Here is a 26,606-nt window from a genome sequence, read left to right on the forward strand (position 1 = left end):
ATGAATAAAGCTGAGGAGACCAGTATGGAACAGACCACTCTTTTCATGAGCAATCGAAGCCAAGCTGTGCGTCTTCCGAAAGCCGTCGCAATGCCAAGTGATGTGAAGCGAGTAGACGTCGTTGCTATCGGAAGGTCGCGAATCATCACTCCTGCCGGGGAAACCTGGGATAGCTGGTTTGATGGAGACGACGCGAGTAACGATTTCATGGCAAACCGCGCTCAACCAGCCGATCAGGAGCGCGAGTCGTTCTGATGCTCAAGTTCATGCTCGATACCAACATTTGCATCTTTACGATCAAGAACAAGCCTCAAGTCGTGCGAGAAGCTTTTAACCTTCATAACGGGCAGCTGTGTATCAGTGCCGTTACGTTGATGGAACTGATTTATGGAGCTGAAAAATCGGCAGCCCCAGAGAAAAATCTTGCCGTAGTCGAGGGTTTAGCGGCCCGTCTTGAAGTCTTGCCTTTCGATAATGACGCGGCGGCGCACACCGGAATGATTCGCTCAGAGCTGGCAAAGGCGGGCACCCCCATCGGCCCGTATGACCAAATGATTGCAGGGCACGCGCGCTCGCGTGGATTCATTGTCGTGACCAACAATCTAAGGGAGTTCGAAAGGGTGTCTGGATTGCGCGTAGAAGACTGGGTGATCGCCGAATAAGTATCGCGACCAACCAAACACAAAAAAACGGCCGCCTGTCATCTCTGACAGCGGCCGTTTTGCATTACTCGCTACCCATCAGCTCAGCACTGCAGCGCCCAGCTTCTGCTGCTTGCGGCGGCGCGCTACGAACAACCCGGCAGCTACCACCAGCACGCTGAGCAAGCCGGTCGCGAGGATCTCGACGCGATGGGCTTCCTGGAACAGCATGATCGTCAGCACGCCAACGATGAACACGATGACCGCGTAGGTCAGGCCAGGGAACAGCCACATGCGGAAGGCGATTTTCTCGCCGGAGATCGCGCGCTGCTTGCGCATGCGCAGTTGCGAAACCGCAATCACCAGGTACACCAGCAAGGCGATCGCACCGGAGCTTGCCAGCAGGAACTCGAACACCGCAGCCGGCGCCACGTAGTTGGCAAATACCGCAAGGAACGCTGCAGCAGTCGACAACATCACTGCCCAGTACGGCGTGCCGCTGCCATTGGTGCGCTTGGAAACGGCCGGTGCATCGCCGCGCTTGCCCAGGGAGAACATCATGCGCGAGGCGGTGTACAGCGCCGAGTTCAAGCAGCTGGTAACTGCGACCAGCACTACGATATCGACGATCATCTTGGCGTTAGGAATGCCCATGCGCTCAAGGACGGTCTGGTAGGAACCAACGCTGGCCAGGACGGGATCGTTCCATGGCACCAGGGATACCACGATGAAGATCGACACCAGGTAGAACAAGCCGATCCGCCAGATCACCGAGTTGGTGGCCTTGGAGATTTGCTGGCCCGGGTTCTTCGATTCCGCCGCGGCGATGGTCACGATCTCGGTGCCCATGAACGAGAACATCGTGGTCAGAATCGCTGCCAGTACCGCGCCCATGCCGTTTGGCATAAAGCCCTGGGTATCAAACAGATGCGAAACGCCGCTGACCTGGCTGGTGGGCAGGAAGCCAAAGATCGCCAGGATACCGAGCATCACGAAGCCGACGATCGCAATGACCTTGATCAGCGCGAACCAGAATTCAAATTCACCGTAATTCTTCACGCTGAACAGGTTGGTCGCCGTCAGCAGCAGCGTGATGATCAGCGTAAACGCCCAGATCGCGATATTCGGGAACCAGGCGTGCAGTATGGTTGCGGCGGCGTTGGCCTCCAGCGGGATCACCAAGACCCAGAACCACCAGTACAGCCAGCCGATGGTGAAACCAGCCCAGTGACCGATCGCCCGATCGGCATAGGTGGAAAATGAACCGGTGTCTGGCGAGGCAACGGCCATTTCGCCCAGCATGCGCATCACCAACACCACCAAGGTACCGGCGGCCGCGTAGGCCAGCAGCACGGCCGGGCCCGCTGCAGCAATGGCATGACCGGAGCCGACGAACAACCCGGCACCGATAACCCCGGCGATCGACAACATGGTCACATGACGCGGTTTGAGCCCCTGTTCGAGGCCATTGGAACTTGGGGTACTGCTCATTGAAACTACCTTTGTAAGGAAAAGCGAAAGCATTGAGCTCTCCGTTGGTTCTCTCTCGTAAAAAGAAACCAACGGGGCGTTCCTTATTCTGCACGCAATAATTGCGCCAAAATGTTACGAACTCCCCAGTCTCGGGGCTCTCAGGCTGACCGGACAGTCATCGCAAGTCCTTGAGATTAATGGCAATTTGCCAGAGCGTTACCCTCCGACCCACTTTCCAGACGATTTGCCGCACCAGAAACACAGTAAAAAATGCCAAGCGCACAATAAAAGTGCAGATCAGGAACGTTTGTCCGGTTAACGCTTCCAACCCCCCGGCAAAGCTGGCAACATCGCGCCTTTTTTTACGGCAGGCCGTCATTTTTTCCTTACGGAACGGGTTCAAACGCCTGTTCGGTTGATAGCAGGGCGACAGTCTGCTGTGACGATGCGACAACCTGCCACATGACATCCGTTTACTGCCCGTAGCGCTGTTGGCTGCCATTCAGACGCTATGCTAGCTTGGCCGCCTCGCCAGGAAGGCCGCCAACAGCAGGAGCAACACACTATGAGGAACGCACATGGCTGAGGCCACGCCCGCGCTTGAAATCCGCAACTTGCATAAACGCTACGGTTCGCTGGAGGTGCTCAAAGGCATCTCGCTGACCGCCCGCGACGGCGATGTGATCTCGATCCTGGGTTCCTCCGGTTCCGGCAAGTCCACGTTCCTGCGTTGCATCAACCTGCTGGAAAACCCGCACCAGGGCCAGATTCTGGTGGCCGGTGAAGAGCTCAAACTCAAGGCCGCCAAGAACGGCGAACTGGTCGCTGCCGACGGCAAGCAGATCAACCGCCTGCGCAGCGAGATTGGTTTTGTGTTTCAAAACTTTAATCTGTGGCCGCACATGAGCGTGCTCGACAACATCATCGAAGCGCCGCGCCGGGTGCTCGGGCAAAGCAAAGCTGAAGCCATCGATATCGCCGAAGCCTTGCTGGCCAAGGTCGGCATCGCGGACAAGCGCCACGCCTACCCCGCCGAACTGTCCGGCGGCCAGCAGCAACGCGCGGCCATCGCCCGCACGCTGGCGATGCAGCCCAAGGTGATTCTGTTCGACGAACCCACCTCCGCCCTTGACCCGGAAATGGTCCAGGAAGTACTTAATGTCATCCGCGCATTGGCCGAGGAAGGCCGTACCATGCTGCTGGTCACCCACGAAATGGGCTTTGCCCGCCAGGTGTCCAGCGAAGTGGTGTTCCTGCACCAAGGCCTGGTAGAAGAGCAAGGATCGCCACAGCAGGTGTTCGAAAACCCGCTTTCGGCGCGCTGCAAACAATTCATGTCCAGCAACCGCTAACGGAGCTACCCGCATGCAGAACTACAAGAAGGTCTTCCTGGCTGCCGCCGTTTCCCTGGCGTTCAGCGCCGGTGCCATGGCCGAAACCCTGAAGATGGGCATCGAAGCGGCCTACCCGCCGTTCAACAACAAAGATGCCAGCGGTAACGTGGTCGGCTTCGACAAGGAAATCGGCGACGCCCTGTGCGCCAAGATGAAAGTCGAGTGCACCGTGGTGACCTCCGACTGGGACGGGATCATTCCAGCCCTGAACGCCAAGAAGTTCGATTTCCTGATCTCCTCGATGTCGATCACCGACGAGCGCAAGCAGGCGGTGGACTTCACCGACCCGTACTACTCGAACAAGCTGCAATTCATCGCCCCGAAAGACAAAGAGTTCAAAACCGACAAAGACTCCCTGAAAGGCAAAGTGATCGGCGCACAACGTGCGACCCTCGCCGGCACCTGGATGGAAGACAACATGGAAGGCGTTGAAGTCAAACTCTACGACACCCAGGAAAACGCCTACCTGGACCTGACCTCCGGGCGTCTGGACGGCATCCTGGCGGACAAATACGTCAACTACGAATGGCTGAAAAGCGACGCTGGCCGCTCTTACGAGTTCAAGGGCGACCCGGTGGAAGAAAGCGACAAGATCGGGATCGCCGTGCGTAAAAACGACCCTATCCGCGAGAAGCTGAACGCTGCGCTGAAAGAAATCGTTGCCGACGGCACTTACAAAAAGATCAACGACAAGTACTTCCCTTTCAGCATCTATTGATTCTGACTTGCCTGGCTGGCGCCGTTCGCTGACGGCGCCAGCCCCTGGCATTGCCTGCCGCGATTTGAAAAGAAATCCATGACTATCGATCTCTACGGATTCGGCCCGGCGCTCGCCGCTGGCGCGCTGATGACTGTAAAACTGGCACTCTCGGCCTTGTGCCTGGGGCTGGTACTCGGTCTGCTCGGCGCCTTGGCCAAAACTTCCCCGTACAAGCCGCTGCAATGGCTTGGCGGCACTTACTCGACCCTGGTGCGCGGCATCCCGGAATTGCTCTGGGTGCTGTTGATCTACTTCGGTACGGTCAACCTGATGCGCGAACTGGGCGAATTCTTCGGCAAGCCCGACCTCGAATTGAATGCCTTCGCTGCCGGCGTGATTGCCCTGGGCCTGTGCTTCGGCGCCTACGCCACGGAAGTATTTCGCGGCGCGATCCTGGCGATTCCCAAAGGCCACCGCGAAGCTGGCGTCGCCTTGGGCCTGTCGAAATTTCGCATCTTCACCAAGCTGATCATGCCGCAGATGTGGCGCATCGCCCTTCCGGGCCTTGGCAACCTGTTCATGATCCTGATGAAGGACACGGCGCTGGTTTCCGTGATCGGCCTGGAAGAAATCATGCGTCATGCGCAAATCGGCGTGACCGTCTCCAAGCAACCGTTCACCTTCTATATGGTGGCCGCGTTCATGTACCTGGGCCTGACGATTCTCGCCATGACCGGCATGCATTTCATGGAAAAACGCGCCGGTCGCGGGTTCGCAAGGAGCACCCAATGAACTGGGAAGTCATTATCAAGTGGCTGCCAAAGCTGGCCCAAGGCGCAACCCTGACCCTGGAACTGGTAGCCATCGCGGTCATTGCCGGTTTGCTGCTGGCGATTCCGCTGGGCATCGCCCGGTCATCACGCCTGTGGTACGTGCGCGCATTCCCCTACGCCTACATCTTCTTTTTCCGGGGCACGCCGCTGCTGGTTCAGCTGTTTCTGGTCTACTACGGGCTGGCGCAGTTCGATGCGGTGCGTAACAGCTCAATGTGGCCCTACCTGCGCGATCCGTTCTGGTGCGCCACCGCGACCATGACCCTGCACACCGCAGCCTACATCGCCGAAATCCTGCGCGGCTCGATCCAGGCGATTCCCAAGGGTGAGATCGAAGCTGCACGGGCGCTGGGCATGTCCCGGGCCAAGGCGATGTTCTACATCATCCTGCCGCGCGCCGCGCGCATCGGCCTGCCGGCTTACAGCAACGAAGTGATCCTGATGCTCAAGGCCAGCGCCCTGGCCAGCACCGTGACCTTGCTGGAACTGACCGGCATGGCTCGCACCATCATCGCCAGGACCTACTTGCCGGTGGAGATATTCTTCGCTGCAGGCATGTTCTACCTGCTGATGGCCTTCGTCCTGGTGCGCGGCTTCAAGCTGCTGGAACGCTGGCTGCGCGTCGATGCCTGCCAAGGGCGTTGATAGCATAGTACTGACGGGCGAGGCTCTGCTCGCCCGTTTCGCCGCGCTGGATGCTTTTCTGATCGAGCATCAAGCGCTGTGGAAGCCCCGCCCCTTCACTCACCTGCAACTCCCCTGGGAAACGTCCTACCCGGAACTGGCACTGTGGCTACGCGGCCGCTCCCTGGAAGACGCCGAGCTCGCACACAACCACCCCGCTCTGCTGGACGCGCCCGAGCCTTTCGCTACGCTGGCGGCGCAATCACTTCAGCTCAGCGCCATCGGCGAATTGCCGGCCTATGCGCTGGAACAAGCCGGGCACCGTCTGAACGTCGACGTGCCGGGGCGCAAATGGCAGCAGATCGAAGCGTTCGCCAGCCGCTTGAAGTTCACCCGGCAACCAACCCATTTTCTCGACTGGTGCGCTGGCAAGGGTCACCTCGGCCGACGCTTGCTGCAGGCAGGACAGCAACTCACCTGCCTGGAGTACGACCCGGCCCTGGTCGCCAGCGGCCAGGCACTCAGCCAGCGCCATCACCTGCACGCACTGCATGTTGAACAGGATGTACTCGCCGCCGAAGCCGCGAGTCTGCTGAACAGCGCACATACCCCGGTCGCGCTGCACGCTTGCGGCGACCTACATGTCAGGTTGATCCAGCTCGCCAGCGCCGCAGGTTGCCAACAGCTGGCCATTGCACCCTGCTGCTACAACCGCATCAGTCTTACAGCCCATGAGGCAATTTCCTCACCGGGCAAGCAATCCACCCTGCAGCTGTCCCTGGACGATCTGGCGCTGCCCGCCAGCGAGACTGTCACTGCAGGCGCCCGAGTCCGTCACCAGCGGGACACCTCCATGGCGCGGCGCCTGGCGTTTGACCTGCTGCAAAGGCAACTACGCGGCATCGATCAATACCTGCCCACACCGTCCCTTCCCAGCGCATGGCTAGACAAACCTTTCGCCGAATACTGCCATCATCTGGCCGCATTCAAGGACTTATCCACAATCGGCACTCAGGACTGGCCAGCCGTGGAAGCCGCTGGCTGGCAACGCTTGGCACAGGTGCGCAACCTGGAGCTGCTGCGCGGACTTTTCCGACGCCCGCTCGAGCTTTGGCTGGTACTCGACCGAGCCATTTTCCTCACCGAGCAGGGTTACACCGTTCGTCTCGGAACCTTCTGCGAAAGCCCTCTCACTCCGCGTAATCTGCTGATCCTGGGCGAGCGCTGCTAAACAGCGCAGCCTGTGGATAACTCTGTTGATGGAATTATCCTGGATCCAATGTTTACAGCTGTTTCCCCCCTGAAACACCCGTGTTCAATTTTCGTACACATGAATAAAAAACCATAAAAACAGGCATTTGCGAACTAATGAGAACGGGTCCACAAAATCGGTAATGAGCACTCACGGCCATCACGCCCGTTGTGCATAAGCGATGATTGAAAAGGACATAACCGCCGAATACGGGACCACGCAAGCCGTCATTTGCGCCACGACCGTCCTCCTTGCTATACAGGCAAATAAGCGCCGATCCCGCGGCCGTTAATAAAAAAACAAAACACAGGACTCGATCGTGACGTTTATTTCCTACGCACAGAACTTCGAAGACATCCGCCTGTGGCGCGCCCTCAGAAACGTTGAAAATGGCTTCTACATCGACATCGGCGCCAACGATCCCGTGCACGACTCAGTAACCAAGGCGTTCTACGACCACGGCTGGACCGGCATCAACGTCGAGCCAGTGGCCAACTACTACCAGGCCCTGTGCGAACAACGCCCCAAAGACACCAACCTGCAATGCGTCGCCGGCGAAAACGCCCAGGACCTGACGTTCTACGGCATCGCCGACACCGGCCTGTCGACCCTCGAACCGACCGTGGCTCAACAGCACAAAGATGCCGGCATGGACGTGCGCAGCCACACCGTACAATCACGCACCCTGACCTCCATCTGCGAACAACACGCCCAGGGCAGGCCCATCCACTTCCTGAAAATCGACGTCGAAGGCCACGAGGAAACCGTGCTGCGCGGTATGGACTTCAGCCAATGGCGCCCGTGGATCATCCTCATCGAGACCCCCTGGGAGCGCAACCAGACCTGGGAAACCCTGGTCACCAGCGCCGGCTACCACGCCATCCTGTTCGACGGCCTCAACACCTACTACCTCGCCGACGAACACCTCAACCTCAAACCCGCCTTCGACATCCCGCCCTGCAACCTGGACAACTTCCAGCTCTGCCGCGGCCACAAATTCAGCCATCCCCTCAACGACGCCGACCAACACCTCGCCGCCGCTCTACAACGCGCCGAACAGGCCGAAGCGCAACTACACGCCATCCAGAACAGCCGCACCTGGAAAGCCCTGCACAAACTCAAGAAAGCCCTGCGCCGCGCCTGACCCAAGGCCTGCGCAAAAATAGTCTGAATTCAGGGGTTTACAGAACCATTCCAATCGCTATAATCGTCGCCCAACACGCCGGTATAGCTCAGTTGGTAGAGCAACTGACTTGTAATCAGTAGGTCCCGGGTTCGACTCCTGGTGCCGGCACCATACAAGGTTCCAGAGAAGGCTTTCAAAATCTCTGGAACCCCCGAAAAACCCGCCTTCTGGCGGGTTTTTTCGTTTGGGCGTTCCGTCAGGTTACGTAAAAATCTGGTGGATTCCAGCCGTTTTAGGGGTAATGTTAGGGGTAAGGTAATTCGATAAAGGGGGAGTACCCTTATGTCGCGAACCACCGCCCCACTCTCCGATTCGGCTTGCCGCTCAGCCAAGCCCACCGACCGCGCCTACAAGCTTTTCGACGGCGATGGCCTCTACCTTCTAGTCCAACCCAATGGCCGCAAAGGCTGGCGCCTCAGGTATGTAAAACCTGATGGACGCGAAGGACTGACCTCGTTCGGCAGCTACCCCGTGGTCGGCCTCGCCGATGCGCGCAACAAGCGCCTGGAGGTCAAGCGGATGCTGGCGAAAGGCGTCGACCCCATCGAGACCAAACACCAAGCCAAGACGCAGGCCGCAATCAAAGGCCGAACCTTTGAAAGCGCTGCATTGGAATGGCACAAAGCGATGTCTGCCAAATGGGCGCCGGGCCACGCCAAGACGGTTCTGAGCCGCCTAAAAACCCACGTCTTCCCGCTGATCGGCGCTCGCTCTATTGTCGATCTGGACACCCATGACCTGATGCAACCTCTGAAAGCGATCCAGAAGCGCGGCACGATTGACGTCGCTTTAAGGGTACAAAACCACCTGCAAAGCATCATGCGCGAGGCGAAGCGTTCTCGGCAGATCACCGCAAACCCTGCCTACGACCTTGAAGGCTTGATCAAAGCCCCGAGAGTGGTTCACCGCCCCGCTCTACCGTTATCGCGCCTGCCTGAATTGCAGGAGCGTATCGACACCTACAAAGGCCGCGCACTTACCCGTCTGACGGTCATGCTCTCGCTGCATGTGTTCGTACGCTCCAGCGAACTGCGCTTCGCCCGCTGGAGCGAGTTCGACCTCAAGCGCGGTACCTGGGAGATACCGGACACTCGACCCGCGTTGGACGGAGTACCCTTTTCAACAAGGGGCACGAAGATGGCCGGGGACATCCACCTTGTACCCTTATCGCCGCAAGCCGTGGCTCTGCTTGAACAGATCCACGTCCTCACCGGCAAATTCGACCTAGTGTTTGCAGGCGACGCCAAGCCCTGGAAGCCCATGTCTGAAAACACGGTGAACAGCGCACTCAGAAAGATGGGCTACGACACCAAAACTGAAATCTGCGGCCATGGCTTTCGCTCAATGGCCTGTAGTGCGCTGATTGAATCTGGACTGTGGTCCGAGACCGCCATCGAAAGGCAGATGAGCCACAAGGAACGCAACAACGTCCGTGCCGCTTACATCCACAAGGCCGAGTTCATCGAGGAGCGCAGGCTGATCATGAACTGGTGGAGCCGGTATCTGGAGGCCAACCGGCAGGAGCATGTCACCCCGCACGAATTTGCAAACCAGACCGGGACGAACGTCACGCGGCTCAAGGCGAAAAGCCGCTTGAGGGAGTAGGCCGTTAGCCTACTCCTCGTCCTGCCCACTAATGTACGCTTTGTACGCCTGCCTTTCATGAGTCGGCTTGGACGGAAATGCCAACTGAATCTGCCTGCTTTTCACCATTCCATTCAAGTACTGCTGACGGAGGGCATCTGGACTGCGCTTTACCAAATTAGCCAAAACGTTGAGCGTCAGATAGTGCTCCTTGCATAGGGTGATAATCACCTGTTGCATACGATCCTTTTGCATGCGCTCTCGATTGCGCGGCTCCTCAGCCAGTATTTCGAGCTTTTCTCGAAACCCTGCATCAAGCCTGTCCAAAGCATCGATCAGCGGCGCGTCAATATGATCGCTCAACAAGCAGCCATCATCGTTTCGCTGCATATCCAGCTCGACCTTATGTTCGGAGCTACCTGCGTTATGTTCGGAGCTAGCCCCGTTATGTTCGGAGCTGCCGGCGTAATGTTCGGAGCTCTGTAGCGGACCTGCGAACACTTGCTCCGGCGTAGGCAGTTGCTCACCCGGCAGGTGATAAATCATGCCCCGTGAGCGCCCGTCGGGCACAAGGAATCCCTCGCGTACCAACCGTGCAAGCAGTTGGCTCAAGTCATGAGCATGAGTATCACAAATCTCAAGGAGACGATTATGGCTGACCACCCGCTCAATCGCGGCTGTGGCCAAAATCAACCTAGCAGTATGTTCCAAGCTCTCGAAACGAACCCCAAATCGCTCTCGTAACTGCTCCACCACCCCTTCTGGAAGCAAGTCCAACATGCGAAGCTCAAGAAGGGTTTGCTCGGGCTCGGGCTTTTCATAAAGGGCTGGCGGTCGCCAATGCTGGCTGCGCCACCCGCTGTAGATTTTTGGAACCCCAGAACCACCACGCTCGCCAAGGCCGATAAGAAGAAACATTTGGTGCATTAGCCTGTTCCGGCAATCGCTGGTACCACCTTGCAACACCTGCTCAAGGGGTAAACGTAAGCCGCCAGGATTGCGAAAACCAAACAAGTCAGGACGCTTCACGACTAACACGGAAACCCGCCCGGTATAGTCAGCATGGACCAAGGTATTAACCAAAGCCTCGCGCAGAGCTTCATGTACCGGTGTGTCATCCTGGCGCTGATCACCTTTGAGAGCGAACGGTACCTTTAAGTCCTCAACCAACTTGCGATAAACCCGCCGGTAGAAATCAAACAGATTTCCTGACCAGGTTCCATCAGGGACGAGCCTATCCACCCAACGCAGTTCTGTTTTGGCGTACGGCCGCTCCTGATAGTCCACAAAGTAATGCGGCACACTCTCTTGGATCGAAAGCCAGCGTCCGAACATGAGTAAACCTGCCAGAGTCAGCCCTTCGACTCCGTTCGTGCGGTCCTTACGCCAACCTCCTATCTGTCGGAGAAACTCAATCCCTTGGTGCTCCAGCGCTGGATGGCCTGGTTTTATGTCGCTAAGCATCTGGCGGTAGATACGCAGACTGTCCGGATCAATGTCCGCGAAGTCGTAATTCGGCAAAATCCGCTCGTCCCGACAGTCCTCCACTTGCTCTGCGAACATGCGGCGAACATCTTCCTCAGAGCAACGCCGATCACCCTCATGTAATCGACGATAAGTGTTACCTAGCGGCTGACCATTGAGAAATACCGGCTTCTGCTTACGCGAAGCCGCCGGGATTTTCACTTCAAGTACCTGCTTGCCCTCCAGCTCTCTGACGACCACCTCCCGGTCAGTCAGCAGATTGACACTGACCTTGGCCGGATTGTTGAGGGTATTGAACAGGTCAGTACGTACTTTCTCGATATTTGATAGGCCTGCGACGCTGAACTGCCCATCCTTCTCGCGCACGCCAAGCAGTACTACCCCACCCTGAGTGTTAGCAAAAGCGGAGTAGGTTAACCAGAAATCCTTAGGCAACTCTCCCTTCCCATCCTGCCCCTGAGCGAGCTTGCATTCGAGCTCGACAGATTCAACCAGCGAGGGCAGGTCTTCAAGGGTGTGGGGATTGAGTGACATCAAAGACTTCCTAAATGATCAGCCGGCTTCACGTAGCTGCAAAAGGTCGAAGAAAAGACATACGTGCGGGGATTGTACTCAGTCTTCCATAGTCGCACGCAACTCGACGAGCGGAGACTGATCATGAACTGGTGGAGCCGATTCCCAGTCACCCATCAGCAGGAGGATGTCACTCCTCACGACTCTGCACGAATGTCACACGGCCAAAAGCCAATCGCGGCGCAGCAAAGTAAGCGTACGTTCTCGAAATCTCGATGATCCGCTTGTCCACGCGGGTCCATCCAAGCGGGGCTGCAAAGCCGCCCTGCTTGGATGGACCTCACTTAAAAAATCTAAAGCCCATGCAACTGTCTGTGGAAAACCACTGATTTCCACCGGTGGATAATTTCATCCACAGCCGCAGAACTCCCGAAAAATCGAACCTTGACCCAAATTATCCACAGGCGTAGAAAAGATCGGGCAAAGCGCTGTCGTTGACAGCAACCCAGGTAGTCAGAACCTTTAAGGCTACGCCACACGGTGGTGGTTCTCCCAAAGTGCGATTAGCGTCCGGCGGCTCGCACGGTCACAGCGATGTGATGGATGCCTACTTTTATCAGTGTGCCCACTGCGGCAACTCATCCCCTTTCATAGCTGCCCTGCAGCAACCTATCCGCTTGGCCATTTCCTTGCGCCAACCTGCGCCCGTCTCTTTCTTCCGGAAAGAGACGGGCGCTCCTACCGCTGCTGCAGCCCAACTCGTACAAGGCTTTGCGGCATTCCCTCTCGTGACAATCGGCGTGACAAACACCGAAGTCACCAGCATCAGCGATGCCGATGATGGTGCCGCAGCCCACGGAATGGACTGCACCTGACTGACAGTCAGGCATGCCCCGGTCACCGCATCACTACCTTCACTCGACTCAGGATCTCGCGGCATTGGTCTCGTCAGCCAGTGCAGCCTCCACCCGCCCACTTCTTTGGAAGTGTTCAGGAGGTCAGATCATGAGATGCCCAAGCTCCCGGTCGTAAAGAGCCGCCAGTCCTGCGTTAGAGGACAACCCTCACAGGTCGCAGGGGCCTTGATCCCTGATAACACTCAACATTCTTGGCGGGATGACGTGGGGAAAAGCTTCAACGTTTTGGCTTCGAGAGGAGTTTGGTCATGGGATTGGTCGGTAGACGAGATGGGCGGAATTTTGGCTATGGCCGGCAACTGAGTTATGCCGGACCGCAAGCGCTCAAGGATCTGTTTGCAGGTGGCCACTTCGCCACGGTCAAAGCGCATAGCGATCGATGGCAGGCGTTTGTACGCTGGTGTCGGTCGAAGGATGGACCAGGGAATAACGATGCGCGACAAATTGATCGGAAGACCTTACTAGATTACGCCGGCCATCTGCGTCACCAAGTTGAACAAGGCGCTATCAGCATCGCCACCGCGCAAAACCGGTTGTCCAGCGTAAACCGAACCATGGCCGCACTTCGCGGTGATCAGTATGTGAAAGTGCCGAGTCCGAGCAAGACGCTGGGAATGCGGCGGAACAGTGTTCGTCGCTCGGTGCCGCAAGGCCAAGACCGCGAACACGTGAAGCGGATCGTCGACGTGCTCTGCGAACACCAAATGCCGCGTGCGGCGGCCATCGCCCAGTTGGCGCGAGCCACCGGCATGCGCTTGCGCGAGGCCATCTTGGCCGACCTTCCGCGCCTGCGAAGAGAAGCCGAACACTACGACAAGATCAACATCCAGGATGGCACCAAAGGTGGCCGCGGCGGCGCAACCGCGCCTCGTTGGATCAGGGTGGATGACCATATTCGCGAAGCGCTCAGGTACGCCGAACAGGTCTCTCCCGACGGTAGCCGCAACCTGCTGGCACCGAACGAGAGCTACCTCGATTTCCAACCGAGTGTCATACGCCCCGCCCGAGACATCCTCCATACGCACAACCTCAAAGGCTTCCACGAATTGCGCGCGGCTTATGCATGCGAACGCTATGAGCAGATCACCCATCACCTAGCGCCCATCAACGGTGGCAGGGGCAGGCGCCTCGATCCATGCCTTGATCGAGAGGCACGCTTACAAATCAGCTATGAGCTGGGACACGGTCGAATCGACGTGGTATCAGCGTACATCGGTGGTCGGGTATGAATAAACCATTCGATATGGAGATCTTCTTGACTGGGGCACTGACTGGAGCACATGCCACACGAGAACGTCACATCCGCCAGGCCAAGACTATTCAAGCAGCCATTTCTGAACGCTGGAACCGAGATAATCCATGGACATGGCAAAGAAAGCATCTCGTTTGGTTTTTGAACCACCACATGAATTCAAACTCGAAATCGACGCGCTACTACTACCTGCTGACCACAAGCCTGATCACTCTGCGCCTAGGAAAATCCTGGAGTTTTCAACGTTAGCCGAATGCCAGCAACTGCGCGCTCTGTATCCCTCACTGGCAGATTGAGCCAGCCAACGATTTGATTGGGATTAGGGCGGACCTCTTGAGCCCCTGAACCTAACCTCTGTTGTTTGATAACCTCTATGTTTTACTGATGGACCTGAGGGTTGTAGCTTGAGGCTACAGGCTTCACCTGAGACGTAGAGGCTGAAGGCGGTGATAGACACTAGTCTGGTGGCGAAGCTAAGGGCTGAGAATGCAAGATTGGTTGCCTTGCTGGATGCTCATGGCATCGAATGGCGCCCGCCTGCTGAGCCAGTCAAGATAGCGATTGTCCAAGCAGAACAATCACAGCAACTCGATACTGATGGAAAGCTTGCCCTATTCCGAAGCTTGTTTCGTGGTAGGACGGACGTTTATCCCATCCGCTGGGAAAGCAAGGCAGGCAAATCAGGATACGCACCCGCTTGCGCAAACGAATGGAGGCCTGGCGTTTGTGAGAAGCCCCGAATTAAATGTGGCGACTGCGGTAACCGCCAGCTGCTTCCGCTGACCGATGAGGTGGTCTATCGCCATCTGGCGGGCGAAGTGGTCGTTGGTATCTACCCCCTACTCTCTGATGACACTTGTTATTTTTTGGCGGTCGACTTCGATGAGGCCGAATGGCGTGATGATTCCAAAGCTTTTGTGCAGTCATGCCATGAGCTGAGCGTCCCGGTGGCGCTGGAAATATCGCGCTCAGGCCAAGGGGCTCATGGCTGGATTTTCTTTGAGCGTAATGTTCCTGCCTGCGATGCGCGCCGCCTCGGTGCCGCAATCATCAGTCATGCCTGTGAGCGCACCCGGCAGTTGGCGCTCAGCTCCTATGATCGACTGTTTCCAAACCAGGACTATATGCCCAAAGGCGGCTTTGGAAATCTCATCGCGCTCCCTTTACAAAAGCGGGCCAGGGCCCAAAATAATAGCGTTTTTGTAGACGATTCGCTTGAGCCTCATCCTGATCAATGGGCCTTCCTGGCATCGATTCAGCGCATGAGTCCAGAAGATATCCAGCCCGTTATTATCCAGGCGATGGGTAATCGGGACCCTTTAGGGGTCGCCTATGTCGATGACGAAGGTGATGCAGAACCTTGGAAAAATCGTGAATCGAGATCACGTAAATTGACATGCCCGTTGCCTGCTGCTGTCAACATCACGCAGGCTAACTTAATTTACTTTGAAAAGTCGGAATTGCCACAGCCATTGGCAAACCAGCTTGTCCGGCTCGCTGCCTTTCAAAATCCTGAGTTCTACAAAGCTCAGGCCATGCGCATGTCAGTGTGGAACAAGCCAAGGATTATCGGTTGTGCCCAGAACTTCCCCAAACATATTGCGTTACCACGTGGCTGTTTGGATGCTGCGCTGGAGCTTTTAGAGGAAAACGGGGTTACCCCTATTCTTAAAGACGAACGCTTCGCGGGCGACCCCATCGACGTGAGCTTTCTCGGGACCCTGCGTTCTGACCAAGAGGCTGCTGTCAGCGCAATGCTAAGTCATGACACCGGTATCCTCTGCGCACCGACAGCTTTCGGTAAAACGGTGAGTGCTGCTGCATTGATTGCCGCACGTGGCATTAACACGTTGGTGCTTGTGCATCGGACGGAACTGTTAAGGCAGTGGCAAGAGCGCTTGCAGGCGTTCTTGGGAGTCGGGAATGGTGTCGTTGGTACTCTTGGGGGCGGAAAAGCGAAGCTTACAGGCATCATCGACATTGCCGTCATGCAGTCGCTATCGCGAAAAGGCGAGATCAGCGATCAGGTAAAAAACTACGGCCAGATCATCGTTGATGAGTGTCATCACCTATCAGCAGTGTCATTCGAGGCACTACTGAGGAGCGCGACCGCGCGGTACGTATTGGGACTCACAGCGACCCCAGTGCGCCGAGATGGACAGCAGCCCATTATTTTTATGCAATGCGGACCGATCCGACATTCTGCTGCTCGACCAGCGAGTGCGCCCCATGACCTCTCTGTCGTGCCTCGATTGCTGCCCAAACCAATAATGGTCCCCGACGGCTTTGGGATTCAGGACGTTTTTCGGCGTCTAGCCGACGACTCTGAGCGGACAGCCAAAATCGTCTCGGAGATTGAGCTGGCGTACAACGAGGGTAGAAAAATTCTAGTGCTAACGGAGCGGACGGAACATGTGGATGCCCTTGAATTAGAATTGAAGCAGCGCGTGCATAACCTTTTCACGCTTCATGGGCGAGTGCCTAAGAAACAGCGGATTTCCCGTATGCATGAGCTTGAGTCCCTTCCCCCTGATGCTCCACGAGTGCTGTTGGCAAGAGGAAAACTAGTAGGTGAAGGCTTCGATCATCCGCCGTTGGACACGCTGGTGCTGGCAATGCCCATCTCATGGAAGGGAATCCTTCAGCAATATGCGGGGCGGTTGCATCGATCACATGCCGATAAGGCCGACGTGCGAGTGATCGACTTCGTTGACGAGGGTAATGTCGCGCTGATGAGGATGTGGGATAAGCGCCAGGCGGGTTACAAAGCGATGGGCTACCGCATGGCTGATTCTATGGCCACCATGGACCTACTCTAACTCTAACGTGGTTGACCGTTGACACATCAACGGCCCAACTCTCATAGACGAATGACCGGCCGCTGTGGGGGCAACTCCGGCCCTTCGCCGTTAGTCACGTCAAGCAAGATCCTCAGCCGTACGAGGACCTTGAGGTAGTTTTAGAGGTAGAATCGCACAGGGCTTTAAGTATTAATCAGCTAATTCAATAACTTATTAGATCGTTCGACTCCTGGTGCCGCACCATACAAAACGAAGCCCCTGCAGAAATGCAGGGGCTTTGTTGTTTCTGGGTCGCTTACTTTTTGCCTACACCTTGAAACTTTCGGGACCACCTACGGGGGCTCCCTGAAAAGGGAAACCTGTGGGAGCGCGCTTGCTCGCGATGAGGCCGCCAGTCTCACTGTAGATATCCAGTCATAACTATCTTGCTGCCCCTTCCCCCCATCCCGCGCCTACAAGCTTTTCGACGGCGATGGCCTCTACCTCCAAGTCCAACCCAATGGCCGAATAGATCCACGTCATCTCCGGTTGATAATTTCATCCACAGCCCTCCGGCAGCTCGAGTGGTCACAGCTATGTGATGGATGCCTACTTCTATCTGTGTGCCCACCGCAGCTATGAAAGGGTATGAGTTGCGAAGCAACCTATCCGCTTGGCCATTTCCTTGCGCCATCCTGCGCCCGTCGAGCAAGGCAGCTTGGTGCTGACCAGCAACTTGCCCTTCAGCCAGTGGGCAACGACCTTCGCCGACGACTCGACACTGACCGCTGCGCTGCTGGATCGGCTTCTGCATCACGCACATATCGTCCAGGTCAGCGGACAGAGTTATCGACTCAAGGACAAGCTGAAATCGGGTCAGGTAGTGCCGAGAGAAACGGCCTCGCCACAGAAAGAAACAGACCTCAAACACCGCCGGGGTGGGTCAGTTTTGCTTCGGTAGGGTGGGTCAGTTTTCAACCGGTGTTGCCACATCGTGCCGCGGACAGCGGAGTTTATGGTATTCAGGCTGTATCGCTCACGGAAGATAGCGCACCGATACTTTTTCCGAAGGCTCATGATCTTTTTTAGCAAACGGAGTCACCTACATGGAAGTTATCAATCAGTTGCAGCCCGAAGCATGTGCAAGCATGGAGGACATCCGGCGCGAAATCGATGCCCTTGATCAGGTCGTTATCAAGCTGTTGGGCAAGCGTTTTCATTACGTACTGGCGGCCTCGAAGTTCAAGACTTCGGTGGCTTCGGTGCGTGCTCCGGAGCGTTTCAAGGCCATGCTCGCGACACGACGCGAGTGGGCCGAGGCTGAAGGCCTGAGCCCGGATGCCATCGAGAGGATGTATAGCGACCTGGTGAACCACTTCATTGCCGAAGAGATGAAACACTGGGCGACTCATCAATCCGACACCTGACTCTAGTATCGGAATGTCCGCCATGGGTTGTGGGTTCGGTCAGTCATGACAGGTCGTAATCGGCCCAAGCTGTGTAAAAAGGCTGGCACCGTTTTGAAGTCTGCGCGGCTACGTGAAATCTGCCAGTGCCTGGTTAATCAGAAGATCTGAAATTTGCATAGAATCGCGTTTTTTGCTCCGATTCAGACCACCAAACTCGCTTGAAATCGTTTTTACACAGCCTCGGCCATTTGCGGAAAGGCCATTGCTTTCCATGACTCTGCCCTAGCCTTGAGACTCAGCTAAAGCACTGACTCATGGAGCTTAGAGAAGAGAAATGAAACTGAACCACAGGCGGTGAAGGTGTTGATGCGGGGGGATTCTGGGGGTTAGTCAAAGGTGGGCTTGCGAGGGTGCTGGGTCATCTTGATTTGTTGTGGATGATCTGGCGCTATCGCGGGCAAGCCTTGCTCCCACAGAAGTAGTTCTCACAGAAGCAGTTCTCACAGAAGTAGTTCTCACAGAGGTAGTTCCCACAGGAGGTCTTCCGGAGGGGGTCATCCAAATCGGCCTTCTGCAGCGGGGCTCCTGCTGATTCGGGGTCGATCGCGAATGATGCCTGGACCGATCGTTTTTGGGGGGTGTTGTACCCGCTCATAGCAGGTGCTTGCGTAGGCTATTTACAATCGAAGTTCGCTTTTGGCTGATTGCTGCCCTGGGCGAGGGGCAGTAAACAGCCAAAGCGAACGGTGCGTAAATAATGTCTGCGGCGCTCGGCTTAAAACGCAAAGCATGTCCCCGGGGTCTACCAAGCGAGTCCCGCGCTCATCATTAGTGGATCCCTTAAAGAAAATACATCCAATCTGTCCGATAATCGAACACTTTCAATCACAATATAACTCATTGATTTTAAAGCGTTATGTTTGCTATTTGAAAAAACACAGATAACATTTTTCTGTAAGCCACTTCTCAATGGATCCATAAATTGATTGACTGCCACCACACGGTGTCAGGTACCGCACCTGCCCGCCCATAAAAATAACAAGGGTGTCTGTCGTGATGAGTGACTTCTCAATCTGGCTCAAGCCTTGGCTTGCAGCCACTTACGTCTGCTATTCCAGCCTTACCTGTGCACAGCCTCGTTTCGAGGGCCGACCATGACCGTCGATTTGAAGAGAGTGGTGGACGAGCGCCCCATGGCGCCGTTCCAGTGGCTGGCCGTGGGCATCTGCATTGTCCTGAACATGATTGATGGCTTCGACGTGCTGGTCATGGCCTTCACTGCCTCCTCGGTGTCTGCCGAATGGGGCCTGAACGGTGCGCAGATTGGCCTGTTGCTGAGCGCCGGGCTGTTTGGCATGGCGGCGGGCTCTTTGTTCATTGCCCCATGGGCGGATCGCTTTGGTCGTCGCCCTTTGATTCTGTTTTGCTTGCTGCTCTCCGGGGCCGGCATGCTGCTGTCGGCGCTGACCCAGACGCCCTTGCAACTCGCGCTAATGCGCGGGCTGACCGGCTTGGGTATTGGCGGGATCCTGGCCAGCAGTAATGTGATTGCCAGTGAGTACGCCAACAAACGCTGGCGAGGATTGGCGGTGAGCCTGCAGTCCACCGGTTATGCCTTGGGCGCGACGCTTGGGGGCTTGTTGTCGGTGTGGCTGCTGACGCACTTTGGCTGGCGCTCGGTGTTCATCTTCGGTGGCGTGGTGACCTTGGCGGTGATTCCCCTGGTGCTGCTGTATTTGCCTGAGTCGCTGGATTTTTTGATCGCCCGCCGTCCCGTCAATGCCTTGGTCCGGATCAATCGCCTGGCCGCCCGCCTCGGCCAGCCAGAGCTGCGCGACCTGCCCCTCGCCATGACAGCGCCAACTTCAGGCCGCGGACGCCTGGCGCAGTTGCTCTCACCGGCGTCGCGGCGCACCACGCTGCTGATCTGGCTGCTGTTCTTCCTCGTGATGTTCGGCTTCTACTTCGTGATGAGCTGGACGCCGAAGCTGCTGGTCGCGGCGGGGCTGTCGGCACAACAAGGGATCAGCGGCGGAGTGTTGCTGAGTGTTGGCGGTATTTTTGGCGCGGCTTTGATTGGCGCCATGGCCTCGCGCTGGCGGCTGACTCGCGTGCTGTCGCTGTTCATGTTGGTGACCGCAGGCTTGCTGGTGTTGTTCGTCGGCTCGGCTTCATCGGTATCAATGGCGCTCGGCCTGGGGCTGTTGATCGGCCTGTTTGCCAACGGCTGTGTGGCAGGCCTGTACGCGTTGTCGCCGATTGTCTATGACGCTTCGGTGCGCGCGACGGGGGTTGGTTGGGGCATCGGTATCGGACGCATTGGCGCGATTCTTTCGCCGACGGTCGCCGGCCTGTTGCTGGACGGCGGCTGGCAACCCCTGCACCTGTATGGGGTGTTTGCCGTGGTTTTCGTCATCGCCGCCGCTGTGCTTTTGGCACTGCGGCCTGCCGCCCAACCACAGCCTGGCACCCAACTCAGCCAGGCCTGACACCTTTGCGAAGAGGTAGCGGGGTCGGTCCCCGCTACTGACTACATCCTTCAGGAAAACAACAATAATGACGTACCTCTCCTTCCCTCCCCGGGCTCTGCTCGGCGGTGCAATAGCGCTTGCCCTGATTCCTTCGGCGCAAGCTGAAAGCAGCGGTTTTTTCGAGGATTCGAAGACCAGCCTGATGCTGCGCAATTACTATTTCAATCGGGATTTCAACGATCCCGGCGCCAGCAAGAGCAAGATCGAGGAATGGGCCCAGGGCGCGATTCTCAAGTTCAGTTCCGGCTATACCCCTGGTGTGGTCGGCTTTGGCCTGGACGGTATAGCGATGTTTGGTGTCAAGCTCGACAGCGGCCCTCAACGCTCCGGATCGGAGCTGCTGCCGGTGCACGACGATGGTCACGCCGCTGACAACTATGGGCGCGCGGGGGTGGCGGCAAAAATGCGTATTTCCGAAACCGAATTGATGCTCGGCGAGCTCATGCCGGATATTCCGCTGCTGCGCTACGATGACGGGCGCCTGCTGCCACAGACCTTCCAGGGCACCACGCTGGTGTCCCGAGAGCTCCCTGGCCTGAGCCTGCAGGCAGGCCAATACACCGCCGTGAGCCTGCGTAACTCCTCGGACATGCAAGACCTCTCGGCCTGGGCTGCTCCCACCGTTATGTCGGACAGTTTCAACTACGCGGGCGCCGAATACCGTTTCAACGAACAACAAACGCTGATTGGTGCCTGGCACTCGCAACTCGAAGACATCTATCAGCAAAGCTATCTGAACCTGCTGCATAAACAGAAGTTCGGTGACTGGACCCTCGGCGCGAACCTGGGCTATTTCATCGACAAGGATGACGGCAGCGCGCGTATCGGCAACGTGCAAAGCCATACCGCCTACGGGCTGTTCTCGGCCAACCTGGGTGGCCATACCCTGTATCTGGGCCTGCAAAAAGTCAGCGGCGATACCGGCTGGATGTCCGTGTATGGCAGCAGTGGGCGCACTTTGGGCAATGACATGTTCAACGGCAACTTCAGCAACGCCGATGAACGTTCCTGGCAGGCTCGTTATGACTACAACTTCGTCGCCGTGGGTATTCCCGGCCTGCAGCTAATGACCCGTTACGGTCATGGTGACAACGCCACCACCAAGGCTGGCAGCAATGGCAAAGAATGGGAGCGCGACACTGAGCTCAGCTACACCCTGCAAAGTGGCCCGCTGAAGAACCTCAGCCTGCGGGTCAACAACGCCACCAACCGCCGCAGTTTCAACAGTGACTTCGATCAGACCCGTGTGATCGTCAGCTACCCACTGTCACTCTGACCTCCGCCCAGGGGCGCCTGGCGCCCCTGCATCTCCCCTCTCCTTGCGTTACTATGGCGACCCCTCACTGGAAGTCGCCTGCATGAGCAAACCAGGTCAAATGGTGCTGGTCGCACTGCGCAAAATGATTGCCTCGGGCGAGCTGGCGGCCGGCGAACGGCTGATGGAGATTCCGACGGCGGAACGCTTTGGCGTCTCGCGCATGCCGGTGCGCATGGCCTTCCTGACCCTGGAACAGGAAGGCTTGCTGGTGCGCCATGGCGGGCGGGGCTATCAGGTACGCTCGGTGAGCGCCGACGATATCGCCGGCGCCGTCGAGGTACGCGGGGTGCTGGAGGGGCTGGCGGCGCGGCAAAGCGCCGAGCGCGGGTTGAGTGAGCAAGCGCAGGCGGCGCTGCTCGAATGTCTGGTGCAAGGCGATGCGCTGTTCGACAAAGGCTTTGTGACAGAAGACGACCTTGAGGTATTCCATGACCTCAATATGCGTTTTCATCAGGTGATCGTCGCCAGCAGCGCCAACCCGGCCATTGCCGAAGCCCTGTCGCGCAACGACCATCGCCCTTTCGCCTCAGTGTCAGCGCTGGCGATCGATCGCGAAGACATGGCCCGTGAATACCGGCGCTTCAACTTCGCGCACATGCAACACCACTCGGTCTACGACGCGCTGGTCAGCCGCCAGGGCGCACGCGCTGAAGCCATCATGCGTGAACACGCCAACGCCACGCTGCGCTACGCCGAAGTGTTCGGAGCAATCGGCAATGGCGAGCGAGTGAAAGTCATCGCGCGCGGCGAATGACCGGCTCATTCAGAGATCCAGCACCAATAGCGCGGATTTGGCCCTCGAACAGCAAGGCGTGAACTGATCGTTGGCCGCTTGCTCGTCTTCAGTGAGGAACAGGTCGCGGTGATCAGGCACCCCCTCCAGTACACGGGTCAGGCAGGTTCCGCAGACGCCCTGCTCACAGGAAATGGCAATCTCGACACCGTGGCTTTCCAGCACCTGGACCACCGTCTTGTCGGCGGGAATGTCGAACACCTGCCCGCTGCTGCCTAGCTTGACCTGGAACGTCCCATCGCCGGCGGTATCCACCGGCGCCGCGGCGAAGTATTCACGGTGTAACTGCCCATCGCTCCAGCCCTGAGCCTTGGCGCTGTCGAGTACATGCTGCATGAAGCCTGAGGGGCCGCAGACATACAGGTGCACGTCAGGCTGCGGATTGGCCAGAACCCTGGCGGCGTCCAGGCGGGAATCGGCTTGTTCATCGAAATGCAGGTGCACACGATCGGCAAAGGATGCCCCTTTGAGTCGCTCGACAAACGCCGCACGGTCACTGGAGCGAGCACAGTAGTGCAGCTCGAAATCGGCGTTGCTGTGGGCCAGTTGCTCGGCCATGCACATAATCGGGGTAATGCCGATGCCGCCGGCGAATAACAGGCTGCGTCTTCCCTCGGCCACCAGTGGGAACAGATTGCGCGGCTCGCTGATCATCAGCCGATCGCCACTGTTGATCTGCTCATGCAGGCTCTGGGAACCACCGCGCGAGGCGGCGTCCCTGAGCACGCCGATCACGTAGCGATGGCGCTCTTGCGGGTGATTGCACAGCGAGTACTGACGGATCAGTCCGCCGGGCAGGTGCACATCGATATGGGCCCCGGCACTGAAGACGGGCAATGCCCCGCCTTGGGCACAGGTCAACTCGTAGCTGCAGATATCCAACGCTTCGTTGTTGCGGGATGTCACGACGACTTCAATCATGGCGCACCTTCAAGACCGGCCACCGCAGTGGCCGCGAACAGGATCTTTGGGAGGGGACTGGCGTAGCGCTGAAGGGCAGTGCCCTTGGCTATTTGGCCGCCGCAATCAGCTCGACCGCCGGCGCTCGTTCAAGAGCGATGAGACGTTCCAGCACGCGCCTGGACTGCACGCCCCCGGCATCGATATTGAGCTTGAGCAAATTGCGTTCGGGATTGGCCAGCAGGTTTTTTTGCTGCTGCTCGAGCATGTCGAGGTCTTCGCTGAAAATCTTGCCCTGGCCCTCGCGAATGCTGGCAGTCAGGGCTTCGTCGCCCGGATTGAAATTGCGTGCCATGCCCCAGAAGTACCAGATCGACGTTTCGGTCTCCGGGGTGATGAAGTCGACCACGATGCTCGCGGCCTTGTGTTGCGGCTCGGCGTGGTAACCGCCCTTGCCGGCGTGGGCCACACCCACCTCGATCAACACGTGGCTGGGCGGGCTGAAGCGGCAGATCTGCCAACGGTCTACCGGCACGTCGTCAGCCAGATTGTTGCCACGCAGGGCCATACGCCAGAACGGCGGCGCCATGATGTTTTCCATGTGCCGCTCGGTCACCACCTCATTGCCCTGGACGGTGGTGACCGGCGCCGCTTCATCGATCTCTTTCTGGCCGATGCTCGAGGCGTGTACGTAGGTTTCGTGGGTAAGATCCATCAGGTTATCGATCATCAGTCGATAGTCGCAATTGATATGGAACAGCCCACCGCCGTAGGCCCACTCATCACTCACAGCCCATTCCAGGTGGTGGATCAGCGCAGGATCAGCCTTGTCCTGCTCCCCAGGCCAGACCCAGATGAAGCCGTAACGCTCTTCGACCGCGTAAGTCTTGTTGCACGGAAAACCCCGAACCCGCTGCCCCGGCATTTCGACGGTCTTGCCGTCGCAGCCCATGACTAGGCCATGGTATCCACACACCAGGTTGCCGTTGTCGACATAACCAAGCGAAAGGGGAGCGCCGCGATGAGGGCAAAAATCCTCGACAGCGGCAATGCGCCCCTCAAGGCCTCGGTAGAAAACAATTTTCTCACCGCATATTTGCCGCCCCAGAGGCTTGGAGGCGACCTCGTCAGGAGTGCAGGCGACATACCAAGTGTTTCTCGGATACATGAAGATCTCCAGCTCAGGCTTGTTTTTATGGATCCATTAAATATGACTAATCTCAAATCAGTCAAGTATTAAGCCTGAATGCGCGCATCAATGGATCCATTAGACATTGGAGCAGCTCTGAAATAGGCCGTTACCCCAGTTCGCAGGCAAAACAAAGCCCTCAAAAAGAGGGCTTGTTTTGTAGACAGCTGAAGCACCAACCCTAGTGCCCCGCGCTCTGCCCACCATCCACATGCAGAATCTCGCCAGTAACAAAACTAGCGCCATCCAAATACACCACAGCCTGCGAAATATCATCAATCTCGCCCATATGCCCCATCGGGTGCAGGCTCCCCAGCGCCGCATGAGTCTCCTCACCGTGCATTGGCGTCTTGATGATGCCAGGCGATACCGCATTCACCCGGATCCCGCGCTTGGCATACTCGATGGCCAAAGATTTGGTCGCCGCATTCAAGCCGCCTTTGGTCAACGATGCCAACACCGACGGCACGCCATCGATCGCGTGGTCCACCAGGCTGGTGGTGATGTTGACCACGTGGCCTTTGCCCTGTTTTTCCATCTCGGCGATGGCGAGCTGGGTGATGTAGAAGAAGCCGTTCAGGTTCACCGACAGCACGGCGGCGTAGTCTTCGGCGGTGTAGTCGGTGAACGGTTTGGCGACGAAGATCCCGGCGTTGTTGACCAAGGTGTCAATGCGGCCGAACCGGGCGATGGTTTCGCGAATGACTTGTTGGGCAACTTCAGGTTCGCCGATGTCGCCGGCGACTGTAAGGATGTCCGGATCGGTGGACGGTTTGATCGAACGCGAAGTGGCGACAACCTGGTAGTCCAGATCACGGAAAGCTTTAACCATGCCGGCGCCGAGGCCTTGGGATGCGCCAGTGATAACGATGACTTTTTTCGAATTGCTCATGATGAACCTCTACTCATAAATGATGGTTTGAAAATTAAGTAATCAGGCTTCAGCAGGGGCCTTGGCCATTTGTCGCAACATCTGTTCGTAGTACTCGACCGACTGTGAGCCGGACACCAGATGACGACCGTTGAGCACCATGGCCGGCACCGAGTTGATGCCGTGCTGCCGGTAGAAACCTTCGAGCTCACGCACTTCGCTGCCGAAGGCTCCAGAGGTCAGCACTTCACGTGCTCCGTCCTCATCAAGCCCTGCTTCTACCGCCAGCCGCACCAGGGTTTCCTGATCGCTCAGGTTCTGGCCTTCGGCGAAGTAGGCGCGCAGCAGAATCTGCTTCAGTGCGATCTGCCGCCCTTCCTGCAACGCCCACAACAGCAGGCGGTGCGCGTCGAAGGTGTTATAGAAGTGGCTGCGTTTCTCCAGGTCGAACTTGAAACCGATGGCCTCGCCGCGAGCGATCTGCATGGCCTTGCCGGCAGCGACTTCCTCGGCGGTGCGGCCATATTTGCGCATCAGGTGATCTACGGCTTTCTCGCCGACTGCCGGCATGTCCGGGTTCAATTCGAAGGGTTTGTAGGTGAGCTGCACCGAGACTTCGCCCGCCACATTCGCGATCGCTTGCTCCAGTGCCGCCGCGCCCAGGGCGCACCAGGGGCATACCACGTCGGAGACGAAATCGACCGTGACCGACGCGGTCATGACTTGCCCTCCTCTTCAGCCAGCTGTTTTCGGTAGGCAGTGGTGGTCATGCCGGCGTAGCCCCAGTTATCGGTGTCGACTTCCTCGATCACGATGTGGGTCAGGTCCGGACGCTTGTTGAGGACGCGTTCCAGGGTTTCAGTGATTTCGGCGATCACCTGAGCTTTCTGCTCTGGGGTAACGCCATCGCGGGTAATACGAACGTTGACGAAAGGCATGAGGAATCTCCAGTGACCTGCCC

At 57.4% G+C, this 26,606-nt stretch carries 24 protein-coding genes, 1 tRNA gene and 1 pseudogene; 18 read left to right on the plus strand and 8 right to left on the minus strand.

The annotated features are described in order from the left end of the window. Positions 1 to 24: 24 nt before the first annotated feature. Together vapB and vapC are read left to right on the plus strand one after the other, a co-directional pair. On the plus strand, positions 25 to 255 hold the full coding sequence (gene vapB / locus ORL50_RS06790) for a type II toxin-antitoxin system VapB family antitoxin (RefSeq protein WP_266011406.1): 231 nt from the start codon (positions 25 to 27) through the stop codon (positions 253 to 255). Next, positions 255 to 662, plus strand: coding sequence for a type II toxin-antitoxin system tRNA(fMet)-specific endonuclease VapC (gene vapC / locus ORL50_RS06795; RefSeq protein WP_266011408.1), 408 nt, complete (start codon positions 255 to 257; stop codon positions 660 to 662). The genes vapB and vapC overlap by 1 nt, the downstream gene beginning before the upstream one ends. Positions 663 to 740: 78 nt before the next feature. Here vapC and gabP read toward each other — a convergent pair whose 3' ends face one another. Continuing rightward, positions 741 to 2,132 (minus strand): GABA permease, encoded by a 1,392-nt coding sequence (gene gabP / locus ORL50_RS06800; RefSeq protein WP_266011410.1) that lies wholly within the window; start codon positions 2,130 to 2,132, stop codon positions 741 to 743. A 157-nt stretch (positions 2,133 to 2,289) separates the two neighbouring features. Then, entirely contained in the window at positions 2,290 to 2,517 is a 228-nt protein-coding gene (locus ORL50_RS06805) for a hypothetical protein (protein WP_266011412.1), read from the minus strand. A gap of 175 nt (positions 2,518 to 2,692) precedes the next feature. On the opposite strand from ORL50_RS06805, the gene ORL50_RS06810 reads away from it, so the two are divergent. The 8 genes from ORL50_RS06810 to ORL50_RS06845 all read left to right on the plus strand — a co-directional run bounded on the left by ORL50_RS06810 (position 2,693) and on the right by ORL50_RS06845 (position 9,708). Then, complete coding sequence (locus tag ORL50_RS06810) at positions 2,693 to 3,466, plus strand: ABC transporter ATP-binding protein (RefSeq protein ID WP_266011414.1); 774 nt, start codon at positions 2,693 to 2,695, stop codon at positions 3,464 to 3,466. A gap of 13 nt (positions 3,467 to 3,479) precedes the next feature. Further along, positions 3,480 to 4,226, plus strand: coding sequence for an ABC transporter substrate-binding protein (locus ORL50_RS06815; protein WP_266011416.1), 747 nt, complete (start codon positions 3,480 to 3,482; stop codon positions 4,224 to 4,226). Positions 4,227 to 4,304: 78 nt separating this feature from the next. Then, positions 4,305 to 5,000 (plus strand): ABC transporter permease, encoded by a 696-nt coding sequence (locus ORL50_RS06820; protein ID WP_225569269.1) that lies wholly within the window; start codon positions 4,305 to 4,307, stop codon positions 4,998 to 5,000. Further along, complete coding sequence (locus ORL50_RS06825) at positions 4,997 to 5,686, plus strand: ABC transporter permease (protein ID WP_122841425.1); 690 nt, start codon at positions 4,997 to 4,999, stop codon at positions 5,684 to 5,686. The genes ORL50_RS06820 and ORL50_RS06825 overlap by 4 nt, the downstream gene beginning before the upstream one ends. After that, complete coding sequence (locus ORL50_RS06830) at positions 5,667 to 6,896, plus strand: methyltransferase (protein ID WP_266011421.1); 1,230 nt, start codon at positions 5,667 to 5,669, stop codon at positions 6,894 to 6,896. The genes ORL50_RS06825 and ORL50_RS06830 overlap by 20 nt, the downstream gene beginning before the upstream one ends. A gap of 340 nt (positions 6,897 to 7,236) precedes the next feature. Further along, positions 7,237 to 8,061: an FkbM family methyltransferase gene (locus ORL50_RS06835; RefSeq protein WP_266011423.1), complete on the plus strand. Its 825-nt coding sequence runs from the start codon at positions 7,237 to 7,239 to the stop codon at positions 8,059 to 8,061. 77 nt (positions 8,062 to 8,138) lie between these two features. Then, positions 8,139 to 8,214: transfer RNA gene (locus tag ORL50_RS06840), tRNA-Thr, on the plus strand. A gap of 171 nt (positions 8,215 to 8,385) precedes the next feature. Then, on the plus strand, positions 8,386 to 9,708 hold the full coding sequence (locus tag ORL50_RS06845) for a tyrosine-type recombinase/integrase (protein ID WP_266011425.1): 1,323 nt from the start codon (positions 8,386 to 8,388) through the stop codon (positions 9,706 to 9,708). 9 nt (positions 9,709 to 9,717) lie between these two features. On the opposite strand, the gene ORL50_RS06850 is transcribed toward ORL50_RS06845, so the two are convergent. After that, positions 9,718 to 11,706 (minus strand): RNA/DNA-binding domain-containing protein, encoded by a 1,989-nt coding sequence (locus tag ORL50_RS06850; protein WP_159389499.1) that lies wholly within the window; start codon positions 11,704 to 11,706, stop codon positions 9,718 to 9,720. 1,144 nt (positions 11,707 to 12,850) lie between these two features. Between ORL50_RS06850 and ORL50_RS06855 the strand changes: the two genes are divergently transcribed. The 8 genes and pseudogenes from ORL50_RS06855 to ORL50_RS06890 all read left to right on the plus strand — a co-directional run bounded on the left by ORL50_RS06855 (position 12,851) and on the right by ORL50_RS06890 (position 22,646). After that, complete coding sequence (locus ORL50_RS06855; protein WP_266011429.1) at positions 12,851 to 13,831, plus strand: integrase domain-containing protein; 981 nt, start codon at positions 12,851 to 12,853, stop codon at positions 13,829 to 13,831. Continuing rightward, entirely contained in the window at positions 13,828 to 14,103 is a 276-nt protein-coding gene (locus ORL50_RS06860) for a hypothetical protein (protein ID WP_266011431.1), read from the plus strand. The genes ORL50_RS06855 and ORL50_RS06860 overlap by 4 nt, the downstream gene beginning before the upstream one ends. Before the next feature lie 197 nt (positions 14,104 to 14,300). Then, positions 14,301 to 16,673, plus strand: coding sequence for a TOTE conflict system archaeo-eukaryotic primase domain-containing protein (locus ORL50_RS06865; protein WP_266011433.1), 2,373 nt, complete (start codon positions 14,301 to 14,303; stop codon positions 16,671 to 16,673). Between the two features lie 667 nt (positions 16,674 to 17,340). Next, positions 17,341 to 17,595, plus strand: a pseudogene (locus ORL50_RS06870) (ATP-binding protein); the annotation flags it as partial. Between the two features lie 145 nt (positions 17,596 to 17,740). Next, positions 17,741 to 18,061, plus strand: a complete 321-nt coding sequence (locus tag ORL50_RS06875) for an isochorismate lyase (protein WP_266011435.1) — start codon at positions 17,741 to 17,743, stop codon at positions 18,059 to 18,061. Positions 18,062 to 19,197: 1,136 nt separating this feature from the next. After that, positions 19,198 to 20,532: an MFS transporter gene (locus tag ORL50_RS06880; RefSeq protein WP_266011437.1), complete on the plus strand. Its 1,335-nt coding sequence runs from the start codon at positions 19,198 to 19,200 to the stop codon at positions 20,530 to 20,532. A 67-nt stretch (positions 20,533 to 20,599) separates the two neighbouring features. Continuing rightward, positions 20,600 to 21,850, plus strand: a complete 1,251-nt coding sequence (locus tag ORL50_RS06885; protein WP_266011440.1) for an OprD family porin — start codon at positions 20,600 to 20,602, stop codon at positions 21,848 to 21,850. Positions 21,851 to 21,932: 82 nt separating this feature from the next. Then, positions 21,933 to 22,646, plus strand: coding sequence for a GntR family transcriptional regulator (locus ORL50_RS06890; RefSeq protein ID WP_266011442.1), 714 nt, complete (start codon positions 21,933 to 21,935; stop codon positions 22,644 to 22,646). A 9-nt stretch (positions 22,647 to 22,655) separates the two neighbouring features. Here ORL50_RS06890 and ORL50_RS06895 read toward each other — a convergent pair whose 3' ends face one another. From ORL50_RS06895 to ORL50_RS06915, 5 genes are all read right to left on the minus strand, one after another. After that, the gene (locus ORL50_RS06895) at positions 22,656 to 23,606 is read right to left on the minus strand and encodes a PDR/VanB family oxidoreductase (RefSeq protein ID WP_266011444.1); all 951 of its coding nucleotides are present in this window, start codon (positions 23,604 to 23,606) and stop codon (positions 22,656 to 22,658) included. 88 nt (positions 23,607 to 23,694) lie between these two features. Then, on the minus strand, positions 23,695 to 24,753 hold the full coding sequence (locus ORL50_RS06900; protein ID WP_266011446.1) for an aromatic ring-hydroxylating oxygenase subunit alpha: 1,059 nt from the start codon (positions 24,751 to 24,753) through the stop codon (positions 23,695 to 23,697). A gap of 202 nt (positions 24,754 to 24,955) precedes the next feature. Then, positions 24,956 to 25,666, minus strand: a complete 711-nt coding sequence (locus tag ORL50_RS06905) for an SDR family NAD(P)-dependent oxidoreductase (RefSeq protein WP_266011448.1) — start codon at positions 25,664 to 25,666, stop codon at positions 24,956 to 24,958. A gap of 42 nt (positions 25,667 to 25,708) precedes the next feature. After that, the gene (locus ORL50_RS06910; protein WP_266011450.1) at positions 25,709 to 26,365 is read right to left on the minus strand and encodes a DsbA family oxidoreductase; all 657 of its coding nucleotides are present in this window, start codon (positions 26,363 to 26,365) and stop codon (positions 25,709 to 25,711) included. Next, entirely contained in the window at positions 26,362 to 26,583 is a 222-nt protein-coding gene (locus ORL50_RS06915; protein ID WP_266011473.1) for a tautomerase family protein, read from the minus strand. The genes ORL50_RS06910 and ORL50_RS06915 overlap by 4 nt, the downstream gene beginning before the upstream one ends. Between the last annotated feature and the right edge of the window lie 23 nt (positions 26,584 to 26,606).

Origin of the sequence: Pseudomonas sp. RIT-562 (assembly GCF_026241895.1) — a bacterium.
GTDB classification, from domain to species: Bacteria; Pseudomonadota; Gammaproteobacteria; order Pseudomonadales; family Pseudomonadaceae; genus Aquipseudomonas; species Aquipseudomonas mandelii_F.